General features: G+C 28.5%; 25 protein-coding genes. 23 read left to right on the top strand and 2 right to left on the bottom strand.

All coding sequences use genetic code 11. From position 1 onward, the window contains the following. The first annotated feature begins 59 nt into the window (after positions 1-59). From IC173_RS07170 to IC173_RS07155, 4 genes are all read left to right on the top strand, one after another. The gene (locus tag IC173_RS07170; protein WP_227432577.1) at positions 60-1,637 is read left to right on the top strand and encodes a cysteine desulfurase family protein; all 1,578 of its coding nucleotides are present in this window, start codon (positions 60-62) and stop codon (positions 1,635-1,637) included. Positions 1,638-1,658: 21 nt separating this feature from the next. Beyond that, the gene (locus tag IC173_RS07165) at positions 1,659-3,512 is read left to right on the top strand and encodes a hypothetical protein (protein ID WP_227432578.1); all 1,854 of its coding nucleotides are present in this window, start codon (positions 1,659-1,661) and stop codon (positions 3,510-3,512) included. 909 nt (positions 3,513-4,421) lie between these two features. Next, a complete protein-coding gene (locus tag IC173_RS07160; protein ID WP_227432579.1) occupies positions 4,422-5,357 on the top strand; it encodes an ROK family protein in 936 nt (311 codons plus the stop codon). A gap of 34 nt (positions 5,358-5,391) precedes the next feature. Next, positions 5,392-6,765: an MFS transporter gene (locus IC173_RS07155; protein WP_227432580.1), complete on the top strand. Its 1,374-nt coding sequence runs from the start codon at positions 5,392-5,394 to the stop codon at positions 6,763-6,765. 182 nt (positions 6,766-6,947) lie between these two features. On the opposite strand, the gene IC173_RS07150 is transcribed toward IC173_RS07155, so the two are convergent. Together IC173_RS07150 and IC173_RS07145 are read right to left on the bottom strand one after the other, a co-directional pair. Beyond that, complete coding sequence (locus IC173_RS07150) at positions 6,948-7,715, bottom strand: PucR family transcriptional regulator (protein WP_227482841.1); 768 nt, start codon at positions 7,713-7,715, stop codon at positions 6,948-6,950. A 29-nt stretch (positions 7,716-7,744) separates the two neighbouring features. Further along, positions 7,745-8,854: a sn-glycerol-3-phosphate ABC transporter ATP-binding protein UgpC gene (locus IC173_RS07145; protein ID WP_227432582.1), complete on the bottom strand. Its 1,110-nt coding sequence runs from the start codon at positions 8,852-8,854 to the stop codon at positions 7,745-7,747. Positions 8,855-9,192: 338 nt separating this feature from the next. On the opposite strand from IC173_RS07145, the gene prmA reads away from it, so the two are divergent. The 19 genes from prmA to IC173_RS07050 all read left to right on the top strand — a co-directional run bounded on the left by prmA (position 9,193) and on the right by IC173_RS07050 (position 23,324). Next, the gene (gene prmA / locus IC173_RS07140; protein ID WP_227432583.1) at positions 9,193-10,140 is read left to right on the top strand and encodes a 50S ribosomal protein L11 methyltransferase; all 948 of its coding nucleotides are present in this window, start codon (positions 9,193-9,195) and stop codon (positions 10,138-10,140) included. Positions 10,141-10,158: 18 nt separating this feature from the next. Continuing rightward, positions 10,159-10,914: an RsmE family RNA methyltransferase gene (locus IC173_RS07135; RefSeq protein WP_227432584.1), complete on the top strand. Its 756-nt coding sequence runs from the start codon at positions 10,159-10,161 to the stop codon at positions 10,912-10,914. Between the two features lie 4 nt (positions 10,915-10,918). Continuing rightward, entirely contained in the window at positions 10,919-12,217 is a 1,299-nt protein-coding gene (gene mtaB, locus IC173_RS07130; RefSeq protein ID WP_227432585.1) for a tRNA (N(6)-L-threonylcarbamoyladenosine(37)-C(2))-methylthiotransferase MtaB, read from the top strand. Between the two features lie 43 nt (positions 12,218-12,260). Next, on the top strand, positions 12,261-12,611 hold the full coding sequence (locus tag IC173_RS07125; RefSeq protein ID WP_227432586.1) for a histidine triad nucleotide-binding protein: 351 nt from the start codon (positions 12,261-12,263) through the stop codon (positions 12,609-12,611). A 162-nt stretch (positions 12,612-12,773) separates the two neighbouring features. Further along, positions 12,774-12,953 (top strand): 30S ribosomal protein S21, encoded by a 180-nt coding sequence (gene rpsU, locus IC173_RS07120; RefSeq protein WP_003416618.1) that lies wholly within the window; start codon positions 12,774-12,776, stop codon positions 12,951-12,953. A 29-nt stretch (positions 12,954-12,982) separates the two neighbouring features. Further along, complete coding sequence (locus IC173_RS07115) at positions 12,983-13,426, top strand: GatB/YqeY domain-containing protein (protein ID WP_227432587.1); 444 nt, start codon at positions 12,983-12,985, stop codon at positions 13,424-13,426. Positions 13,427-13,536: 110 nt separating this feature from the next. Continuing rightward, a complete protein-coding gene (locus tag IC173_RS07110; protein ID WP_227432588.1) occupies positions 13,537-14,034 on the top strand; it encodes a TspO/MBR family protein in 498 nt (165 codons plus the stop codon). 192 nt (positions 14,035-14,226) lie between these two features. Then, the gene (gene hpf / locus IC173_RS07105) at positions 14,227-14,790 is read left to right on the top strand and encodes a ribosome hibernation-promoting factor, HPF/YfiA family (RefSeq protein ID WP_227432589.1); all 564 of its coding nucleotides are present in this window, start codon (positions 14,227-14,229) and stop codon (positions 14,788-14,790) included. 215 nt (positions 14,791-15,005) lie between these two features. Then, positions 15,006-15,242 carry a YabP/YqfC family sporulation protein gene (locus IC173_RS07100; protein WP_227432590.1) on the top strand — a complete coding sequence of 79 codons (237 nt, stop codon included), beginning with the start codon at positions 15,006-15,008 and terminating at the stop codon, positions 15,240-15,242. A gap of 12 nt (positions 15,243-15,254) precedes the next feature. Further along, a complete protein-coding gene (gene yqfD, locus IC173_RS07095) occupies positions 15,255-16,598 on the top strand; it encodes a sporulation protein YqfD (RefSeq protein ID WP_227432591.1) in 1,344 nt (447 codons plus the stop codon). Between the two features lie 37 nt (positions 16,599-16,635). After that, positions 16,636-17,652 (top strand): PhoH family protein, encoded by a 1,017-nt coding sequence (locus IC173_RS07090; protein WP_227432592.1) that lies wholly within the window; start codon positions 16,636-16,638, stop codon positions 17,650-17,652. Positions 17,653-17,708: 56 nt separating this feature from the next. Continuing rightward, on the top strand, positions 17,709-18,170 hold the full coding sequence (ybeY, locus tag IC173_RS07085) for an rRNA maturation RNase YbeY (protein WP_227432593.1): 462 nt from the start codon (positions 17,709-17,711) through the stop codon (positions 18,168-18,170). A gap of 5 nt (positions 18,171-18,175) precedes the next feature. After that, on the top strand, positions 18,176-18,895 hold the full coding sequence (locus tag IC173_RS07080; RefSeq protein ID WP_227432594.1) for a diacylglycerol kinase: 720 nt from the start codon (positions 18,176-18,178) through the stop codon (positions 18,893-18,895). Between the two features lie 119 nt (positions 18,896-19,014). After that, positions 19,015-19,416: a cytidine deaminase gene (locus tag IC173_RS07075; protein ID WP_227432595.1), complete on the top strand. Its 402-nt coding sequence runs from the start codon at positions 19,015-19,017 to the stop codon at positions 19,414-19,416. 64 nt (positions 19,417-19,480) lie between these two features. After that, entirely contained in the window at positions 19,481-20,374 is an 894-nt protein-coding gene (gene era, locus IC173_RS07070) for a GTPase Era (RefSeq protein WP_227432596.1), read from the top strand. 11 nt (positions 20,375-20,385) lie between these two features. Next, positions 20,386-21,765, top strand: a complete 1,380-nt coding sequence (gene mgtE, locus IC173_RS07065) for a magnesium transporter (RefSeq protein ID WP_227432597.1) — start codon at positions 20,386-20,388, stop codon at positions 21,763-21,765. Positions 21,766-21,837: 72 nt separating this feature from the next. After that, positions 21,838-21,993 carry a YqzL family protein gene (locus IC173_RS07060; RefSeq protein WP_227432598.1) on the top strand — a complete coding sequence of 52 codons (156 nt, stop codon included), beginning with the start codon at positions 21,838-21,840 and terminating at the stop codon, positions 21,991-21,993. After that, positions 21,959-22,732, top strand: a complete 774-nt coding sequence (gene recO / locus IC173_RS07055; protein WP_227432599.1) for a DNA repair protein RecO — start codon at positions 21,959-21,961, stop codon at positions 22,730-22,732. Before IC173_RS07060 ends, recO begins: the two co-directional genes overlap by 35 nt. Then, a complete protein-coding gene (locus tag IC173_RS07050) occupies positions 22,725-23,324 on the top strand; it encodes a DUF4342 domain-containing protein (protein WP_227432600.1) in 600 nt (199 codons plus the stop codon). The genes recO and IC173_RS07050 overlap by 8 nt, the downstream gene beginning before the upstream one ends. Positions 23,325-23,370: the final 46 nt, after the last annotated feature.

Here is a 23,370-nt window from a genome sequence, read left to right as displayed (position 1 = left end):
TTGGTAAATCTAGTCAGTATTATGTTTTTTAAATCATATTAGAAAGAAGGCAAATACAAATGGATATTATTAAAAATATACAAAGCTATTGTGTAGAATTTAGAAATTTATTTGGGTTAAAAGATAATATATCAAGTCAGGTTTTATTAAGTATTGCAAAAGATAGTACATATGCACATAATCTGCATACATGTAGAAATGTTCAAAGTTTTCTTGAATATCTTATAAAGAATCCAGCTTTAGATTATACAGATGAAGAAGTTGAAAAAGAATTTTTAGATAGCACATTATTTTCTAAACTTGATAACATAATTAAAGAATCTAAAATAAGTTTTGTATATGAAGATAATAAAAAAGATTATGAAGATAAGTATGGTTCTTATATAGAGGAAGAAAAGAAAAAAAATCCTGAAGCTAAATCATGTAAACCATGTGCTGAAATTAAAGCAAATGATTTTAGAGAAGTGTACTTAGATTCAAATGGAACAACTTATATTCGTGATGAGATAGTTAAATTACTTAAAGATTATTATGATGGGGTTTATGGCTATGCTAATCCAAGTAGTTCAACAGTACAAGGACATTATACTTTCGATATTATAAATAGTTCCAGAAAGACAATAGCAGACTGTTTAATGGTTGATACAGAGGAAATATATCTTACAGGCTCAGGTTCTGAATCAAATAATTTGGCTATAAAAGGGATAGCGTTTAAGTATTTGGATAAAAAAGGTCATATTATAACCACTAAGATTGAGCATCCATCAGTACTTAGAACTATGGAATATCTTGAAACACTTGGATTTTTGGTAACCTATATAGATGTAGATAAATTGGGAAGGATATCACCAGAAGATATAAAAAATTCTATAAAGGAAAATACAATACTTGTATCAGTAATGGCTGCAAATAATGAAATAGGTACAATAAATCCTATTAAGGAGATAGGAGATATATGTAGAGGTTATAATATACCTTTCATGGTGGATGCAATACAAGCTTTTGGTAAAATACTTTTAAAACCTAAGGAGTGGGGAATTTCACTTCTTACATTTTCAGGACATAAAATATATGCTCCAAAAGGCATTGGTGGAATATATGTAGAAAATGGATTAAGCTTAGTTCCAATAATACATGGTGGAGGACAAGAATATGGACTTAGAGCTGGTACAGAAAATGTAGGTCATATAATGGCTTTAGGAATGGCAACTAAACTTGCTTACAATGAAATGAATGATGAATCAAATAGACTTTTAGAATTACGAAAGTTTTTCTTAGAAGAGATTGAAAAAATTGAACCAGATTATATTGTGAATGGGTCTCTTGAAAATCGACTTCCAAATAATTTAAATATAGGCTTTCCGCTTCTTGATAGTCATGCGATTATAAGAAGTTTAAATAATATAGGTATAAGTGTTTCTCCTGGGTCTGCATGCAGTTCAAAAAGGATAAAAACTTCTCATGTACTTGAAGCAATAGGAGCAAACACAAAACACTATGCTTCAATACGTTTTAGTTTTGGTCTTAATACAAGTAAAGAAGACTTAGAGTATCTATTTAAATATCTTAAACAAATTATTTATATATTAAAATCGAACAACGAAGAAGTGGCAAGAGAAATATTATTAGAAAATTAAAATAATGAGGAGTGTTTTACTATGGGCTATGATTATAATGAATGTAAAAGACGTTTGGAGCAAAAAAAGTTAAAGGCTTGTTTAGAAATGCATTGTATGGATTTTTCTACTTCAAAGGCATATCATGATTCATGTGGAGACCAAGGAATATATCAAGCAGTACATGTGGTAATGTGTAGGAATAGTAAGACAGGAGAAACACTTCCATCTTCTACAGAACATTTAATTGATGACTGTATAGCTAAACGTATGGAGAATAAAGACTGGAATTTAGAAGATTGTTGTTGCTGCTGTTCATGCTTTGCAGATGGTACTTTCATTGCAATACCAGATGGAGAAGTAGAAGTACAAAATATTAAAAATGGTGATGAGGTATTGGGAGGTTCTATAAAAAAGGCTGGAGAAAAAATAAATCTTGCATGGGAGCCTGTAAAAGTACAATTTAGTACAGGGACAGAAAGTGGAGAACAACCATCAATGGTATACATTGTATATCGTTCTTTAGATGAAGAAAGTTCAGATGAGTTAGAAAAGAAAATAAAAAATGGTAAGAGCGAATTAATCGTAACTGCAGACCACGTATTTTTACTTGCTAATGGAAAATTTACTGTGGCAGGTAAATTGAAACCTGGAGACATGTTAATTGACAAAGATGGAAATGAAGTACCTGTTTTAACTGCAAGTTTAGGTCATTATACTGGTGGAGTTCATCATATAACAACTGATATTAATTTTGAGGGAAGTGCTGACAAACATTTAGTTATTGCAGGTGGAGTAGTTTGTGGGGATTATACACTTCAACTTCACTTTGAAGATTTAGAGGATAATCTAAAAGTGGAAAACTACAATGAATTACCTATTATAGGAAGTGAAGAACATATGAAAGCATGTAAACATCTTGTGAAAGAAAGAGGTGTGTTACTTTTCCATAAAGAGGACAACACAGAGGTGGCCATTAATAAAAAATTCTCACCATATAAATTTGGATATAAAGGAACTATAACATCTGCACATACCCTATTTACAAGAGAACAAGCAAATGATATATTCCAAAATGGCACACAATTTCCAATACATATGACATTGGGCTTAAATGCAATCCAATATTTAATAAAACTATTTAAAGGATTTTATCCAGATATAAATATACATTTAGAATGGGATAGAATAGAACCAAATGTATATGCATTTGAAGAATATGGAGTAAAGACTGTCCTAGTATCTGGTGGATTAGTTAGAATGGAAAACTTAGATGTTGAGGGTCTTGCTATGGCAATTGGTCATGGGATAGGTCGCTTCTATGGAGGAGTACCACAAAATAGTGATAAAATGTCAGGGACAGGACCATCAGATTATTATTCGTTTGGTGTTGTAAGTAGAAAAATATGGTTTGGTGACCAATGGATGACTTTAACTCTTAGAGGATATGAGCAATTGGGAGATTTATGTAGATTAATATCAGATGAAAATGCTACAGGAAATGAATATAATGTTTGTGAAGAACCATCTATAAAATGTAGATTGAGCGCAATGGCTTCTGGTATACAAGGAGGAAGTTTACCAGTTTGTGCAGGTGGTGTAGAAAAGCCAAAATTAAAACTTGAAGCAGTTGATAATAATAATGATGGAATTTCTCTTACTTTTAATATGACACTTGATAAGGTATTAGCAGAAGATGAATTGAACTACTTGATAGATCCAGTAGTTCAAGTAGAAGATATTATAGTAGATTCTAAAAGAGATTTTATAGTGAATATAAAGGCTAAATTTGAATCTGGAAAAGAGTATACTATAAGTGTTAAAAATCTAAAATCTATATATAAGACTGACTTAGATTCAAAATATTCTTCTATTGTTTATATATGTAAAGAGTAAATTGTATAAATATTAATTACATTAACATGCTATAAGATAGACAAAAAATAAAACTGAATATAAATAATTTTCTGAAAAAATGCTTGTCCCTACATATCTAATATGCTATAATATAATCAAATAAGAGAAAGGGGTGATTCCAGTGGGAACGGATGTGGCACAGCCAAATGATGAAGAAAACTCAATTATAATCTATGAAATAAAGTTAGATGTTTTTAGTGCTATATTAAGTACTGGAAAAACTCAAAAGCTGGGATAATTATTGGAATTGCCTAGACTTAAAATTTTGGTAGTAAAATAGTCATATTGTATAGCCAAAGCATCTAAGTTTTAAAGTTATTTGTAAGAATTAAAACTTTTACAAATTGCATATTTGCTTATAATTTAGTTAGAAAAATTTATGTAAAAAATTGCTTTTGATATGTGCATATGTAAAGAAATATGTATGTATGGTTAGGTAATAGGCTAGATATGTATGTAAAGAAATATGTATTTAGTCAAATATATGTATATGTAAAGAAATATATATATTATGTGTATAAGATTTTTAGTATAGATTGGTGAATAATAAAAGCAACTTATTATGTTATGGAAAACTAATTTATGTTTGTAAAAAATATATTTAAGATTTGGTTGATATATAGTTGCAAAAATATTGTTTAGTACGAAAAAATAAGTCGAGATAAAAGTTTAAAATAATTGATTTAAATATAGTTTGTTTTGACATCTAATAAATTGAAATAATTTATAAAAATAGACATCTTCTCATAGTGAAAATATACTATGGGAAGGTGTTTTTGTTTTGTATTAAAGATATTATTAAAGATTTGCATGGTTTTACATTTTAATATAATATAGACATGATAATATATATATATTAATAAAATTTAAAAGAGAAAGGTGAGAAAGATGTATTATATAGGTGTAGACATTGGAGGAACAGGCATACAAGCAGGTGTGGTTGATAATCAAGGAAAGATACTTTTTAGAACAGAATGTAAAACTGTGGTTGAAAAGGGATTTGAAGGAATACTAGATGATATAAAAATAATGATTGATAAATTGTTAGAAGAAAACAATCTAAAGATGAAAGAGATAAAGTCTATTGGATTTGGAGTACCTGGGTTTATAAATAAAAAAGGTTTAGTAACTTGTGTAAACTTAAAATGGGATGGAGAAAGTTTTGAGAATGAACTAAAAAGAAGGTTTCCAAATGTTGAAATTCATGGAGAAAATGATGCAACAGTAGCAGCACTTGGAGAATCAAAGTTTGGAAGTATGAAAGGTGCAGATGTTGGAGTTTTATATACTTTAGGAACTGGAGTAGGTGGAGGAATAGTAATTAATCAAAAAGTTTTTTCTGGAGCCCATGGATTAGGCTCAGAAATAGGGCATCAAGTAATAGGAGAAAACTATTTTGATTGCAATTGTGGAAATAATGGTTGTGTGGAAACTTTTTGCTCAGCAACTGCCATTATAAAATATTCTCAAAAACTTATACAAGAAGGTAGAAAAAGTATGATTTTAGATTTAGCAGAAGGAGATTTAAAAAAAATAAATGCAAAGATGGTGTTTGATGCATATAGAGAAAATGACACAGTTGCAATTGAAGTAATAACTAGATTTAAAACTTATTTAGCAAAAACATTTGCAAATACAATAAATACATTAGACCCAGAAGTGATATCAATTGGTGGAGGAGTTTCTAAAGCAAGTGATATAATACTTGATGGGATTGAAGAATTGGTAAGAAAGTTTGTTTTATACAAAAAAGAAGATATAGCAAAAATTGTATGTGCAACCCTAGGTTCAGATGCAGGAATTATAGGAGCAGCTTTTTTATAAGATAAATGAATCAAAAATATTGGGGGCATGATATATGAGTAAGATAAATGCTAAAAGAACTCTTTTTTTAGTGGCTATAGGCTCAGGAACTATGCTGAATCCTCTTAATTCATCTATGATTTCACTTGCATTACATAGTATACAAAACGATTTTAATATTAGTTTTACAACTGTGTCTTGGATGGTTTCAGCCTTTTATTTAGCTAGTGCTATTGCACAGCCAGTTTCAGGAAAGATTGGAGATTTAATAGGTAGAAAAGTTTTATTTTTAAGTGGTTTAATACTCGTAAGTTTTTCAGCATTTATGGTACCATTTACTCAATCATTCTTTATATTGATTTTTATAAGAGTAATTCAAGCTATTGGAACAAGTACATTGTATCCATCTGGAGTTGCTCTTATACAAAATAATATAAAGGAAAGACAATCTTCTGCATTAGCAGTTTTAACTATTTTCGCTTCAACTACAGCAGGGTTAGGTCCAACTTTAGGCGGAGTATTGCTTGATTTAGGTGGATGGCATGCTATATTTCTTGTAAATATACCAATTGTTATGGTTGCCATTTGTCTAGGATATTTTTTATTTCCAAAAGAAATAAAAGAGAAAAAAAGTATAAAAGAGACTTTTAAGAATGTTTTATCAAGATTAGATGTTGTTGGTATAGTTTTATTTTCAATTGCAATGATTTTTATATTACTATTCTTATTATCAGTTAAGGAGTCTTTTAATTTAGAGCAATTTGTATTAGGATTAATTTTGATGTGCATTTTTATTTGGCATGAACTGAGAACGAGATTACCCTTTATAGATATTAAACTTTTTATGAGTAATCCTAAGTTATCAAAGGTATATTTACAGTTTATTATATTAAACTTCTTCAATTATATCTTATTTTTTGGTCTTCCAAGTTATTTTCAAGATGCACTACATTACAGTGCTAGGTCAACTGGTCTATTTATGTTGTTCATGTCTGGTATAGGAATTTTCATATCTCCATTGACTGGAAAATGGATAGACAAATCTGGAACTAGAGTACCTCTTATAGTGTCATCAATTTTTATGTTGATTAGTGCAATACTTCTTTCATTAATCTTTATTCAAATACCAGTAATAGGTAAGGGGATAATTTTATCATTAGCAGGTGTTAGTTATGGAGTTGGTAATGTAGCATTACAATCTTCAATGTTTAAAGAAAGTCCTCCTGAGAGCATAGGTACAGCCTCTGGTCTATTTCAAACTAGTCGTTATTTAGGTTCAATTTTTGCTACTGTACTACTTGGAATGGTATTTGAAGCAACTATAACATCAAGTCAATTTAAAATTTTAGGATATGTTATGGTGATTTTAGGTACAATAAGTTTTTTGCTAAACTTTGTTTTTACAAAACAATTAAAGCAAGCGAAATAATGTATTAAAGAAATAATAGATTCAATAAGATTAAAGATATTATTTATAAAAAAGGATATCTTATCAAATATTTACAAGTTTAAAGGAGAGAATATTTGATAAATAACATTTGATAAAGTATATAGTATTTTAACTTAAAATCAAGCAGAAATGTGAGTTAGCATTTCTGCTTGATTTAGCAGTTAATTTTTTTTATATAGAAAATAAGATTTTACACTTAGATAAAAAATCATTGCATTTTCAAAGTTTTTTAAATCAAGGTTGAGTATTTCATTAATTTTTTCCAACCTATATACCAGTGTATTTCTATGTAAAAACATATCACTAGATGTTTTAGAGATGTTTAAGTCATTATTTATAAATTTTATTCCTGTAGATAGAAGTTCTTCATCAATAGATTTTATCTTATTGAAGTCTATCAGTCTATTAAGTACATCGTCTTTGTTAATTAAGTCTAAAGTTTTATACCTAATAAGGTCAAATAAATTTAAAAATTTATCCTTAGCATTATCTTTTACAATATAAGATAGTAAATTAGAGCATAACTGCAATCTAAAATTAAAATCAGATTTGTTATCTAACTCACCAAGATAGAAAATATAAGTACTTTGATAAGTTTCAGTTTCAATTATATTTTGTGTAGTTACATTAATGTCTAAGTTATACTTAGAGTTTACTACAAAAAAACTACTATGTTGAATTGTATTTATATCATCATATAAGTTATAAAAAATACCTTTTAGATACTCAAAATCTATATGTGGCTGATAAATTAAATAAAAGTGACCATTTAGATTATCTAAGTTATTTTCATCTAAAAAATCAATAACATAAACAGTATCATTAAAAGTAACTAAATGACTATTGGCATCTAAACTTTGATTTTTATAAGGGTAAATATTTATTTTTTTATTGAGTTGTTTTTCAAAAAAACTTTTCAAGTCTTCCATAAAGTCTCCTTAGAAATAAGATTATACTATTATCTTATAGCTAAGTCAGTTTCTTTGTCAAATAAGTGTACTCTATTATTATCAACTGAAAGAGTTAAATTATCACCAACATCAACTCTATTTTTGCTGTCAAATCGAATTGTTATTGTATTTACATCTAATTTTAAATGAGCATAGGTCTCTGCCCCCATAAGCTCTTTTATTTCAACTGTTGATTTAAAGCAAGTATCTTGATTAGATTTAACAAAATTATCTCCTATATGTATATCTTCTGGTCTAATACCCATAATAACTTCTTTTTCAATATAGTTGTCCTTTATTAAATCATAGTGTTTTTCTCTATTTAATTTTATCTTAATGTATTCGTTTTTAGCATATATTTCTTCATTCTCTTCTATTAATGTAACATTAATAAAGTTCATCTGTGGAGCTCCAATAAATCCTGCAACAAACACATTAGCTGGATAGTCGTATACATCTTGTGGAGTTGCAATCTGTTGTACCACTCCGTCTTTCATTACTACTATTCTGTCAGCCATAGTCATAGCTTCAACTTGGTCATGTGTTACATAGATGAATGTAGTTCCAAGCTGTTGATGTAACTTAGTTATTTCTGTTCTCATGGCAGTTCTAAGTTTTGCGTCCAAGTTAGATAAAGGTTCATCCATTAAGAATACCTTAGGATTTCTAACTATTGCACGTCCTAGAGCAACTCTTTGTCTTTGTCCACCAGATAATGTTTTAGGTTTTTTATCTAAAAGAGGGACTAAATCCAATATTTTAGCGGCTTCTTTAACTTTTTTATCTATTTCATCTTTTGGCATTTTTCTAAGTTTAAGTGCAAATGCCATGTTTTCATAAACAGATAAGTGAGGATATAAAGCATAATTTTGAAAAACCATTGCTATGTCTCTATCTTTTGGTTCTATATCATTGACAAGTTTATCTCCTATATATAATTCTCCAGAAGATATTTCTTCAAGACCAGCAATCATTCTAAGTGTTGTCGATTTACCACAACCAGATGGTCCCACTAAAACTATAAATTCCTTATCTTTAATATCTATATTTATATTTTTTACTGCATTAAATCCATTAGAATAAAGTTTTGATATATCTTTTAATATTACTTCTGACATTGTAATTCTCCTTAATAATTTAAAATTTAATTATATAATATCAGATGATTTTATTGTAGGAAACATATAAAATAACCAAAAATTTTTGTTTAAAATGTATATCTTGCTAATTTGTATATAATAAATATAATGTGAACTATTTAAAATGTATTAAGGGAAAAGCATAATCAAATAAAGTGCTAAAAATAAGTTAGACAATTTATTATAAATTAAGTAAATTAACTATAATGTAGATATAAACTAATAAAAAATTTATAAAACAAAAAAGTATGATATTTGTGATATAATAAAAGTTATGGAAAAATAGGAAAATTAATATAGAAAAGAGAGGTAAACTTATGAATAATTGGATAGAAGTAACTATAAAAACAACAACAGAGGCAGTTGAGCCAATAACAAATATACTATATGAACAAGGTGCTGGAGGGGCTGTAATAGAAGACCCAAAAGATTTCTTATTTCAAAAGAAAAATGAATTAGATTGGGATTATGTAGAAGAAGAAGTATTTAAAAAGAATGAAGAAGATGGTGTACTGATAAAGACTTATGTGTCAGAAGAAAAAAATGTGATGGAATTTGTCGAAATAATAAAGCAAAAAGTTTTAGGACTAAGAGATTTTGGTATAGATATAGGTGAAGGAAGTGTGTCATTAGACCAAGTAAATGAAGCTGATTGGGCAAATGCATGGAAAGCATACTATAAACCAACAAAAGTAGGTCAAAAGGTAGTAGTAAAACCTACATGGGAAGATTACGATATGCAAGAAGGGGATTTGATAATAGAGCTTGACCCTGGTATGGCTTTTGGTACAGGAACACATGAGACTACTAGTATGTGTATTAGAGAATTAGAGAAATATGTAAATAAAGATTCTAAAGTATTTGATATTGGTTGTGGTAGCGGAATTCTTGCAATAGCAGCAGCTAAATTAGGGGCAAAAGAGGTTGTAGCTGTAGATTTAGACGAAGTTGCAGTGAAAGTTGCAAAAGAAAATGTGCTTGAAAATAAAGTTGAAGAGAATGTATCTGTAATGCATGGGAATTTAACAGATGTAATAAAAGATAAAGCTGATGTTGTAGTTGCAAATATAATCGCTGATATAATAAAAATACTTGCAAAAGATGTACAAAATTTTATGAAAGAAGATGCTATATTTATATCTTCAGGTATAATTTTGGACAAAGTAGAGGAAGTTAAAGAAAGCTTAATCGAAAATGGATTTGAAATAGTTGAGGTTCAAAAACTAGGTGAATGGTCAGCGATAGTTTCTAAACTTAAAAAGTAAAAGGCTGGGTGGAATATAATGGATAGATTCTTTGTTGAAAAAAATAATATAAATTTACAAGACAAAGCCTGCATTATAGAAGGTGAAGATGTAAAACATATTTCAAAAGTTTTAAGGTGTAAACTAGGAGAAAAACTTGAGATATGTGATAAAGATAATAATGAGTATATTTGCGAGATAACAAATATAGAAAAAAATATGGTTAATTTAAAAATTTTAGAAGAAGTTGATATAAATAGAGAATCTAAACTTAAGGTAAAATTATATCAAGGTCTTCCAAAAGCTCCAAAGATGGAGATGATACTTCAAAAACTAACTGAAGTTGGTGTAGATGAAATAATATTAGTTCAAACTAAGAGAAGTGTTGCTAAAGTTGATGATAAAAAAGAAGATAAAAAATTTGAACGTTGGGAAAGAATAATTTATGAAGCCGCAAAGCAAAGTAAAAGAGGTAAAATTCCAAATTTAAGAGGTGTTTTAAGTTTTAAAGAAGCTTTAGAAGATATGAAAAAAAATGATGTAAATATTTGTCCTTATGAGAACGAAAGAACTGTCTCAATAAAACAGGCACTTAAAAATTGTGATTCTAATATAGATAGAGTTGGAATTTTTGTAGGTCCAGAGGGTGGTTTTGCTGAGGAAGAAATAGAGCAAGTTCAAAAAGATAATTGCAGTACTGTATCATTAGGACCTAGAATATTGAGAACTGAGACAGCTTCTGTTGTAGCATCAACAATAGCTTTGTATGAGCTGAGTGATTTAGGAGGAGAATAATAAATTGAAAAAAGTAGCTTTTTATACACTTGGGTGTAAAGTCAATCAATACGAAACTGAAGCTATGCTAGAACTATTTGAAAAAGATGGATATGAACAAGTTAATAGTGAAGAATATGCAGACGTTTATGTTATAAATACATGTACCGTAACTCATATGAGTGATAGAAAATCTCGTCAATATATAAGACGAGTTAAAAAGAAAAATCCAGATGCAATAATAGCCGTTGTGGGATGTTATTCACAAGTATCGCCAGAAGAAATTTTGGATATAGAAGAAGTAAACCTAGTCATGGGTACAAATGATAGAAGGAAGATTGTTGAAGAGATTAGAAGGATAGATGCAAGTAAAAAAGTTAGCACAGTTGATGATATAATGAAGGTAAAAGCATTTGAAGAAATAGAAATTAGTCAAACTAATGGAAAGACTAGAGCATTTATGAAAATTCAAGATGGATGCGACAGATTTTGTACCTACTGTATCATTCCTTATGCCCGAGGACGTGTTAGAAGTAGGGATATTGATAGTATAGTTGATGAAGTGAAAAAATTGGCTAAAAATGGCTATAAAGAGGTGGTATTAACAGGAATACATGTAGCCTCTTATGGAAAAGATTTAAAAGATAAGGATATTAAACTTCTTGATGTAATAAAACAAATAAATGAAATAGATGCAATAGAAAGAATTAGACTTAGCTCTGTTGAACCGATTTTGTTTACTGATGAATTTGTGAATGAAGTTTTAAAGATGGAGAAGGTTTGTCCTCATTATCATCTATCTCTTCAAAGTGGATGTGATGAAACTCTAAAAAGAATGAATAGAAGATATACAACTGAAGAGTATAAGACTATTGTGGATAGATTAAGAGATAAAATACCAAATGTAGCAATAACTACAGATGTAATAGTAGGTTTTCCAGGAGAAACTAATGAGGAATTTAAACAAACATACAATTTCTTAAAAGAGATAGAGCTTTCACAAATGCATATTTTTAAATATTCGCCAAGAAAAGGAACTCCAGCTGCAACTATGGAAAATCAAATTGACCCTCAAATGAAACACTTTAGAAGTGAACAACTTTTAAATTTAAGTAAAGAAAACTTTAGTAAATTTGCAACTAAATTTATTGGTAGTGAATTAGAAGTCTTATTTGAACAAAATATAGAGGGCAATAAGTTTGAAGGACTGACTTCAAATTATATAAGAGTTGTTGTTGAAAGTGACAAAAACATACAAGGTCAGATATTAAAAGTAAAAATAAATGATGTAAAAAATGAATATGTAGAAGGAATTTTGCTATAACATGTAGAAATTATAATATTTATAAGATAGGAGGTGGAAGGAAATGGATTGTATATTTTGTAAAATAGCGAACGGAGAAATACCTTCAACTAAAGTTTATGAAGATGAAAGAGTATTGGCATTTAATGATTTGAACCCAGTTGCTCCATATCATATATTAGTTGTACCTAAAAAACATTATGATAGTGTAATTGATATTCCTGATATAGAAATGGATATTGTGTCACATATTCATGTTGTTATTAATAAAATAGCTAAAGAGAAAGGTTTTGACCAAACTGGATTCAGAATCATAAATAATTGTGGAAGCGATGGAGGGCAAGAAGTTAAGCATTTGCACTATCATATTTTAGCAGGTAAAAAGCTTCCTAATTACGAAGCAGAACAAAACTAAACTAAATTATTGAAAAATTGAGTTCCTTCTTGATAAAAATACTTGATAAAAGTAAAAATTTAGTTTATAATAAACAAAGTGTTAGGTTGTAATGCATATTATGCAAAAAGAACATAGTTACAGTCCCAGCATAATTGCGCTATTGGAGGGAGGGAAAAAGAAATGTCAGAAGTAAGAGTTAGAGAAAATGAAACATTAGACAGCGCTTTAAGAAGATTTAAGCGTCAATGTGCAATGTCTGGCATCATGTCAGAAGTAAGAAAAAGAGAGCACTATGATAAGCCAAGCGTTAAGCGTAAGAAAAAAGCTGAAGCAGCAAGAAGAAAAAACGCTAAAAAATAGTAGTAAATAAGAATAAAGAGGTGAAGGGGATGTCCCTTAAGCAAAAGTTACAAGAGGATTTGAAATCTTCGATGAAAAACAAAGATACAGTGAGAAAATCTGTAGTAACTTTAATAAGAGCTTCCATAAAGCAGTATGAAGTTGATAATAGAACTGAACTTGATGAAGATGGAATTATCGATGTAATAGCAAAACAATTAAAGCAACGTAGAGATGCATTAGTTGAATTTGAAAAAGCTGGAAGAGAAGACTTAGTAAAAGAAACAGAAGCTGAAATTGAAGTTTTAAAAGAGTACCTACCTCAACAATTAAGCGAAGAAGAGTTAGAAGAAATTGTAAAATGTACTATATCTGAAGTAGGGGCAACATCTATGAAGGATATGGGAAAAATAATGTCAGTTATTCAACCAAAAGTTAAGGGTAGAGCTGACGGAAAACTTATAAATAAGTTGGTAAAACAAAACTTACAATAGATTGATATAGCCTAGAGAGAAATCTCTAGGCTTTTTATAATTTTTGAGAATAACAAGTCATATCTGAGCATATCTATAATCAAAGAAAATTTTGAAAGAAGGGGAAAAATTTGATTATATCGGTAAAGGAAATTAGAAATTTTTTGATAAACATATCAATACCATTAATAATAGGTTATTTAAGTAGTATTTTGACCATGTTGATTAGTGGAACAGATATTTCAACGTACTATCTACAACTTACAAAACCAAGCTTTGCACCACCAGCTTTTATCTTCCCTATTGTTTGGACTATATTGTACATATTGATGGGTATATCTTCATACCTAATATTAAAAAAAGGTTACAACTTGCCTAAAGTAAGAGATGCAGTGTTTTATTATGGATTACAACTTGCATTAAATTTTGTCTGGAGTATACTATTTTTTGGATTTGGACTTAGATTTACAGCTTTAATAGACATAATAATAATGATTATGGTTTCTATAATAGTTATTTTAAAATTTTCTAAAATAGATAAGAGAGCTGGATATATAAATTTGGTTTATTTGATATGGCTGGTTTATGCTGGATTTTTGAATTATTTTATATGGTTTATTAATAAATAGAATGTAAAGGTTTTGTAAATTACCCCGTACTTTTAATAATATCATATCAAATAAAAAATGAATAGACTATTAAAAATAATCATTTTCATATACAATTATATTAATTTAAATATAATAAATGTATCAAAAATATATTTAAAGATTAACATATTAAAGTATTAGAATTGGAAAGGCTCGAAGGGAGAGGTTTTTATGCAAATAATAGTATCTGGAAGACAAATGAAATTAACTGACGGAATAAAAGGATACGTAGATGGAAAATTAAGTAGGTTAGAAAAATACCTTGATCCTGAATCAGAAGTGAAAGTAACAGTAAGTGCGAAAAAGGATAGACAGAAAGTGGAGGTTACAATAATTCCTATTAATGGTCAAATAATAAGGGCAGAAGACGTAGAAGAAGATTTATATGCAGCAATTGACATTGTTTGTGACAAATTAAGTAGACAAGTTGTAAAGTATAAGACTAAGGTTAAAGACAAAGTTCAAAATAATAAGAGCATAAGATTTGAAAATATTGACTTTATAGATAATAGTAGCGAATTTAATGATTATGACTATGATGATGAGGAAGATGAAAATATAGTTATAGAGAGAAGAAAGAAATTTAATGTAAAACCTATGAGTTCAGAAGAGGCAATTCTTCAAATGGAGTTGGTAGGACACAACTTCTATATGTTTAGAAATCAAGATAACTTTGAAATAAATATAGTATATAAGCGTAAAGCAGGTGGATATGGTTTAATAGAGCAAGACTAATAAAAAAATTGTATACTTTTTATATTTTATATACAAAAAAGTAAAAAGGTAATCATGTTGATTTTTATCAATATGATTACCTTTTTCTTGTTTAAATAATATATTAAATATTAGGTATTTACTGTCTAAAAAAATTTAAAACTACTCCATGATAGTATCAATAAAGTGCATAAATACCTATTTTAAGCATAAAATTAATTAAGGGGGTAATGCTTATGTTAGAAATATCCACTGATTTACAAGTAAATCAACCAGTTGTTACTGTTACAAGTAATACTTTTATGAGTATAGAAAATTATCTATCAATACTAGAATATGAAGTTGATTTAATAAAAATAAAGACTAAGGTAAAAACAATTAAAATATCTGGGGATAAACTTTCGCTTAAGTATATTACTGACAGTGAGATAGGTATAAAGGGAATTATATACAATGTGGAGTATGTTGATTAGGAGGAGATACACTTGATAAGTTTTATAAGGGGATACTATGTTATAGTTGTGGAAGGAGTAGGGCTTGAACAATTTTTAAATCATCTTATAAGAAATGGAATAAATGTTTACAATGTAACTAGAATAAAAAATACTAAAATCGAGTTTAATATAAATAGACAAGATATAAAAGAATTTAAGAATATTTATAGAGGAAGTAAGTTTGATATTAAGGTAAAACAAAAAACAGGAGTTCCTTTTATTATTAAAAGAATTTATAAGCACAAAGGTATGTGGATTTGTGCTATTGTTTCTTTACTTTTATTGATGTCAACATCACAATTTGTAACAGATGTATATATACAATCTCCAGAAGGTATAAAAAAAGAAACTCTTAGAAGTGAACTTTATAAAGTTGGAGTAAGACCAGGAGTATACAAAAAGAGTATTGACAGAAAAGAAGTTAGGGACCATATGATGTCAAAATTTAATGATGTCGCATATTTATCTATTAATGTAAAAGGAACCAATATATTTGTTACTGTTACAAAAAAGGCTGAATCCTTAAAATCTACAGACCAATCAAATTATTGTAATGTAATTGCTTTAAAAAATGGTATAATAGAAAAGGTAATCCCTAGAAGTGGTAAGTCTGTTGTTAAATCTGGAGATATAGTCCAAAAGGGCGCTGTTTTACTAAATGGTGCTAATACAAAATCAATACCCGAAGTATGGGCAAGTACTTTTTATGAATCTACTAAAAAGGCAAGCTATGTAGATACTGTAAATAAAAAAACAGGAGAAAAGAAAAAGGTACACACAATAAGTTTTTATGATAAAGAATTTACAATTAGAAAAAATATAAAATATAAGAATTATGTTGTTGAAAATAAAGAAAAAAGACTTTCAATGGGAGATTATACTTTCCCTATAAAAATAAAGACGAGTACTTTTTATGAAACCAAAAAAGTTGAAGTGAAAAAGAACAAAGAAGAGTTGAAAAAAGAATTATCTGAAAAAGCTTTAAAAGAATTAGAATACATAATACCAGCTTCGGCTAGAATAATAGATGTAAAACATAGCTATAAGGTTAATAAAAATATGTTAGAATATTTAATAACAGTTCAAACTAGTGAAAATATAGCTAAAATTTATCCTCTTAGTAAAGCAGAGGCAGAAAGATTTATAAAGGAAGATAGTAAACCAAAAGAGGGAGAAGAGGAAGTTCCTTCTAATCCACAAAAAAGACCAATAAATGATATAAGAAATGAGTTTAATGAGGATAATAAAGATAATAACGACCAAAATAATTCTGATGGAAATAATAGTAATCAAAATAGTAACAATAGTCAAAATAATAATAGTAACAACAATTAATAAAATTTAACCTAAAACTTGAGGAGGATTAATTCAATTGATAATACAAAAAAAATTTACAATAGCAGATGGCAATTTTGAAAGAGAGTTATTTGGCAACTTTGATGAAAATGTAAAATTGATAGAGAAAACTTTAAATATAGATGTAATACTTAGAGAAGGCAATATAATTTTAATAGGAGAAGAAAAAAATGTAGATTCTGCATTAAAACTTATGAATGAATTGCATCAAACTGTATCAAATGGTAAGCATTTAGATAAACAAAGCATTTCTTATTCATTATCTCTTTTACTTGAAGGTAGTGAGCAAAAGATAAAAGAACTTGAAGGTACAATTGTTATAACTCAAAGAGGTAAAGCTGTTCAACCTAAAACTTTAGGGCAAAAAGAGTATATAAAGCTTATAGAAAATAATGATATAACTTTTGGTGTTGGTCCTGCTGGAACAGGAAAGACTTATCTTGCTGTGGCTATGGCAGTGAAAGCTTTTAAAAGAGATGAAGTTAGTAGAATTATACTTACAAGACCAGCAGTGGAAGCTGGAGAAAGTTTAGGATTTTTACCAGGAGATTTAAAAGATAAAGTAGACCCATATTTAAGACCATTATATGATGCGTTATTTGAAATGTTGGGTGCTGATAAGTTTAATAAATATTTAGAAAGAGGTACTATAGAAGTTGCACCACTTGCATTTATGAGAGGTAGAACTCTTGATAATTCTTTTATAATATTAGATGAAGCTCAAAATACAACTTCTGAGCAAATGAAAATGTTTTTAACTAGATTAGGATTTGGTTCTAAGGCTGTAGTTACAGGTGATATAACACAAACAGATTTGCCACAAAATAAAAAAAGTGGTCTTATACAAGCTACAGAGATTCTTAAGGGCGTTCAAGGGATAGGCTCTATAATGTTAACAGACAGAGACGTTGTAAGACATGAGTTAGTACAGAGAATAATAAGAGCTTATGAGAAGCATGATAAAAAAGAAGAATTTAAAAAAGAAGAGCGCAAAAAAGTGAAAATACAGGAAAAGACTTTCAAAAGAAAGTAAAAGTGTAGTAATATAGATGTATAGCATTATTAATGAATAAAAAGTAGGTGTAATTAATGGATTTGATATTAGATGATAGACAAGATAAATTAGAAGTAAATGAAGAACTAATAGAAAAAATAAAAGATATAATTTTAGAGTGTTTGGATTATGAAGGATATGATGATAATTATGAAGTGAGTCTTTCTTTTGTAGATAATAAAGAGATTCATGAATTAAATAGAGAATATAGAGGAGTTGATAGACCAACTGATGTTTTATCATTTCCTCTTTTAAGTGATGATTTTGAAGATGTTGAATTGGAAGAAGAATCTTTAGGAGATATAGTAGTATCTCTTGAAAGAGCTTTAGAGCAAAGCATAGAATATAATCATAGCTTTGAAAGAGAAGTATGTTTTTTAATATGTCATAGTATGTTTCATCTTTTAGGGTATGACCATGATACAGATGAAAATACAAAAGAAATGAGAGAAAAAGAAGAATACATATTAAATAAGTTAAACATAACAAGGGAGTAATTCTTATGAAAACAGGAAAAACTCGTCAAGGTATAATTAAAGCTTTTAATGCAGCTATAGAAGGAATATTATATACATTTAAATTTGAAAGGAATATGAAAATACATTACTTAGGCTCAGTTGCTGTGCTTATAATAAGTTTATTTTTTAACTTTTCAAAATTGGAAATGATAATGTTACTGATGTCTATATGTTTAGTTGTAGTTGCTGAGATGTTTAATACAGCTATAGAAAAAGCAGTAGACCTGGTAACTGATGAATATCATGTACTTGCAAAAATAGCAAAAGATGTTGCAGCAGGTGGTGTACTAGTAGCAGCATTAAACTCAGTAGTAGTTGGATATATTTTATTTTATGATAAATTGACAGATATATCTGGAATGTTAATTTACAAGATAAGAGAATCAGAATTACATATAACCTTGATATGCATATTATTGGTTCTTATAGCTGTAGTAGTAGTAAAAGCATTGACTTCAACAGGGACACCTTTAAAAGGAGGTATGCCAAGTGGTCATGCTGCTTTAGCATTTGCTATAGCAACTGCAATTACACTTATGACAGAAAGAGTAGTTGCATCTACTCTTGCATATATAATGGCTGTATTGGTTGCTCAAAGTAGGATTGAGGGAAAAATACATACATTCTGGGAAACCATAGCAGGAGCTTTGTTAGGCGTGTTAATAGCAGTATTAGTATTTCAGCTTGGAATGTTTTATAATTAAAATGAATGTACATAAAATATTTAACAATGAAACAAATCTGTTACAATTAAATTTTTATGATATAATGTAGAGTATTAAATAAAAATAAATTCTAATAAGTGTATACAGGAGGAGATGTTGTGGACAACATAGAATTGTTAAAGTTGGCAGAAGATGCTAGACAACATTCTTATGCTCCTTACTCAAGTTTTAGAGTGGGTGCAGCTCTTTTGACTAAGAGTGGAAAAGTTTATACTGGATGTAATATAGAATGTGCATCATTAGGTGGAACAAATTGCGCAGAAAGAACAGCTATTTTTAAAGCTATATCAGAAGGTGATAAGGATATATATAAAATAGCAATAGCAAGTGATAACTCAGAAAATAATGAACAAACATATCCTTGTGGAATATGTAGACAAGTAATTATAGAGTTTGGTTCTGATATAAAAATAATAACAGGATATACTAAAGGAGAGGTGTTTGAGCATGATATAAAAGATTTGCTACCAAACTATTTCTCTGGAAATGATTTAAAATAAATTAAAAAACTAAAATAAATTTAAAGCAATTAAATACAAGAAGATAAAAGTTAGGAGACAGTTAATGTTCAAATCAGGATTTGTCAGTATAGTAGGTAGACCAAATGTAGGGAAATCTACTTTAATGAATAATGTAGTAGGGGAAAAGATAGCTATAATGAGTGATAAACCTCAGACTACAAGAAATACAATACAAGCAGTCTATACAGATGAAGAAACTCAAATAGTATTTTTAGATACACCAGGTATTCACAAACCTAAAAATAAATTAGGTGAATTCATGGTAAAGGCAGCAACAGAAGCTTTTAAAAATGTAGATTTAATATTATTTGTAGTTGATGATTCTAAAAAAATAGGTCCTGGAGACAGAAAAATAATAGAGGATTTAAAATCTGTTAAGACACCAATAATTCTAGTTGTAAATAAAATAGACCAACTAGGTCAAAAAGATGAATTATTTGATATAATAAAAATGTATGATAGAGAAGGTATTTTCAAAGAGATAGTACCAATATCAGCGTTAAAAGGAAAAAATACAGATACTCTAATAAAAGTTATACAAAATTACTTAGAAGAAGGACCAAAGTATTTTCCAGATTATATGATTACAGATCAACCAGAGAGAGTATTAATAGCAGAACTTATAAGAGAAAAAGTTCTTCATTATCTTAATGATGAAATACCTCATGGTGTAGCTGTTGAAATTGAAAAAATGAAAGCAAGAAATGATAAAGAAATAGTAGATGTATCTGCTGTAATATATTGTGAAAGAGATTCACATAAGGGAATAATAATAGGAAAGAATGGTAGGAAACTAAAAGGAATAGGTAAATCAGCAAGACAAGATATAGAATTACTTTTAGGTTCACAAATAAATCTCCAGTTATGGGTTAAGGTTAAAGAAAATTGGAGAAATTTACAAAATTATATAAATAATTTTGGATATAATGATAAATAAAGGTGGGTTATATGGATAGGAAACTGGATGCTTCCCAAGATTTATTATATGAAGTAAAATCATTAATTGATAATAATAAAGTATTGGAGTTAAGAGAATTAATAGAGGAATATCATATAATTGATATATTCGATATAATGGAAAATTTAGAGGAAGACATGAAAATTCAACTGTTTGAAGTACTTCCTCTAGATATGGCATCTTCTATATTAGAAGAAGGTAGTGTAGAGTTTTTTATTAGTATTTTATCTAAGTTAGATGTAGAACATGCAAAAAACATACTTGAACTTATGTCTCTTGGAGACATGGCAGATAAACTTAGTGAACTTGAAGAAGAAGAAAGAGAACATATAATAAATCTTTTAAATCAAGAAAACGCTGACTATGTAAAAGAATTATTATTCTATGATGAAGACTCTGCAGGTGGAACAATGACCACTGGATATATTTCTATAAATAAAGATATGACAGCTCTTGAGGCAATAGAACATATGAGAGAAGAAGCTGATGAAGCTGAGACTATTTATTATATATATGTAGTTGATGATGAAGAAAAGCTAGTTGGAGTATTATCTTTAAGAGAGCTAATAATAGCGAGAGATGCAAATATAGTAGAAGATTTAATGAGTGAAAATATAATTTCTGTTTATGTAGATGAAGATAGAGAAGAAGCGGTTAGGTTAGTATCGAAATACAATTTAATAGCAATTCCAGTAGTAGATAGACAAGAAAAGTTAAAAGGGATAATAACAGTAGATGATATAATAGATGTTATGGAAGAAGAAGCAACTGAAGATATGTATAAATTTGCAGGAAGTTCAGAGCATGAAAGAGAAGTTGCTGAAAAGGAAAATCCTACATTGAAAGAGCAGACAATATCAGCTCTTAGAGGTAGACTGCCATGGTTAATTATTACATTAATTGGAGGTCTATTGGCTTCTCTAATACTTTCTAATTTAGATTATATAATGAACCCTATATATGCTCCACTGGTATTTTTTATACCTGTAGTAATAGGTATGGGTGGTAATATTGGAACACAATCATCTTCTGTTACAGTAATAACACTGTCTAATAAAGATTTGAATTTTAGCAATGTGGTAAGAGAAGGTATTGTAGGAATTATTACAGGTCTTTTGTGTAGTATAATAACAGGTATTGTAATTTACTTTGTTATGAAAAAATTAGACATTGTATTAATTGTTTCAATATCATTATTTATAAATATGGTTTTGGGTGCAACAATAGGTGCATTTATGCCTGTTTTATTAAAAAAGATGGATGCAGATCCATCTACAGTTTCATCACCAATTATATCTACAGCTCTTGATATAACTGGTATAGCAGTTTATTTTATAATAACGACAGCGTTATTGTCAAAAATTGTTTAATAACTTTATGTATGATTTATCCTCTTCTTACTAAAAATATAAGTATAAATGTAAGAAGGGGGTTTTTTAAAAATGAACAATATCAGTTGGGAAGTTTTTAAAAAAACAGGCAGTATAGATGCATATCTATACTTCTGTGATTGCAAAAACCTAAGTGAAGAAGTCGAAGAAGTAAGGGAGAAAAAAGAAGACGATGATAATCCTGAACACCCAGGGGATAGTACTTAAAGCTATAAGGTACAAGGAAAGTGATATAATACTTACTCTGTTTACGAGAAAGCTTGGAAAAGTATCTGCAATAGCAAAAGGAGCTAAAAAAAATAAGAGCTCTTTACTTTCATCATCACAGTTATTTTCTTATAGCAATTTTACTTTAAAAAAACAAGGAAATATGTACAAGGTTACTCAAAGTGAAATCATAAAGAGTTTTTATAATATATCCTACGATATAGAGGCATTTTCTTATGCTACATATATTACAAAATTAGTTGAAAATTCTATACTTGAAAATCAGACTAATAATAGGTTATTTATATTACTTGCACAGACGCTGTATTTATATACACAAGAAAATACAGATAATAGATTTGTAACAGCTGCATTTGAGTTAAAGTTCTTGGACTATATAGGATTTAAACCAATAGTAAATAAATGTATTAATTGCGGAAGTAAAATTTTGCAAAATTCTATGTTTAATGTTTATGAAGGTGGTATACTATGTAGTAAGTGTAATACACTTTTTGATAATAATATAAAACTGGATTTAACAACTGTTAGTCTCATGGAATATGTATTAAGGAATGATATTTTAACATGTAGCAAAGCTAAAGTATCAAAATATATAACACATGAACTCGAAAATATACTAGAAAAATATTTGAAAGTTTATGTTGATAATATTAATCTAAAATCATTACACGTATTGCAAAGTGTAAAAAACAATAAGGGAGTGGATAATAATGAGTAGTAATATAACTATTGAAATGGTTGATTCAGTCTTTGAAAGAGTTCCAGGAGCAACTTATGCAGAAGCAAAAGAAGCATTAGTGGAATGTAATGGAGATGTAATTGAGGCAGTAATATATTTAGAAAATAAAAAGAATACTTGTAATTGTAAAGCTAAATCTGCTAAAGAAACTATGGAAGAAGTATTTGGTAAAGATGGAGAAAATATAAAATATCAATTAAAAGAACTTCTTAAAAAAAGTAGTGTTGTAAGAGTAATAGTTGAAAAAGATGGAAAAACTATGATGAATATTCCTTTAACAGTAGGAGTTGTTGGATTAGCTTTTGTACCATTAGCTACTCTAGTTGGTTTATCAGCTGCTGTTATAAGTAAATATCGTATAAAAGTTCAAAATGAAGAAGATGGTGAAGTTGTAGACTTAGGTGAATTAAATGAAGAAAAACTTCATGTTTTGAAGAATATGATAACTAATGCAGCCAAAGATGTAAAAGATGTAGTAGTTGATAAAAAAGAAGATGATAAAGATGTAACTGCTGATCTAATGAAAGAAGAATCTGAAAAGAATAATGAAAACGAAGACGAAAATAAATAGATATAAAGTGACTTTTAAAAAATGAAAAGAAGATAATTATAAGAAT

Origin of the sequence: Clostridioides sp. ES-S-0048-02 (assembly GCF_020658495.1) — a bacterium.
Taxonomy (GTDB): domain Bacteria; phylum Bacillota; class Clostridia; order Peptostreptococcales; family Peptostreptococcaceae; genus Clostridioides.
The sequence above is the reverse complement of the archived record's forward strand: the minus strand, read 5'-3'. Positions and strand labels throughout refer to the sequence as shown.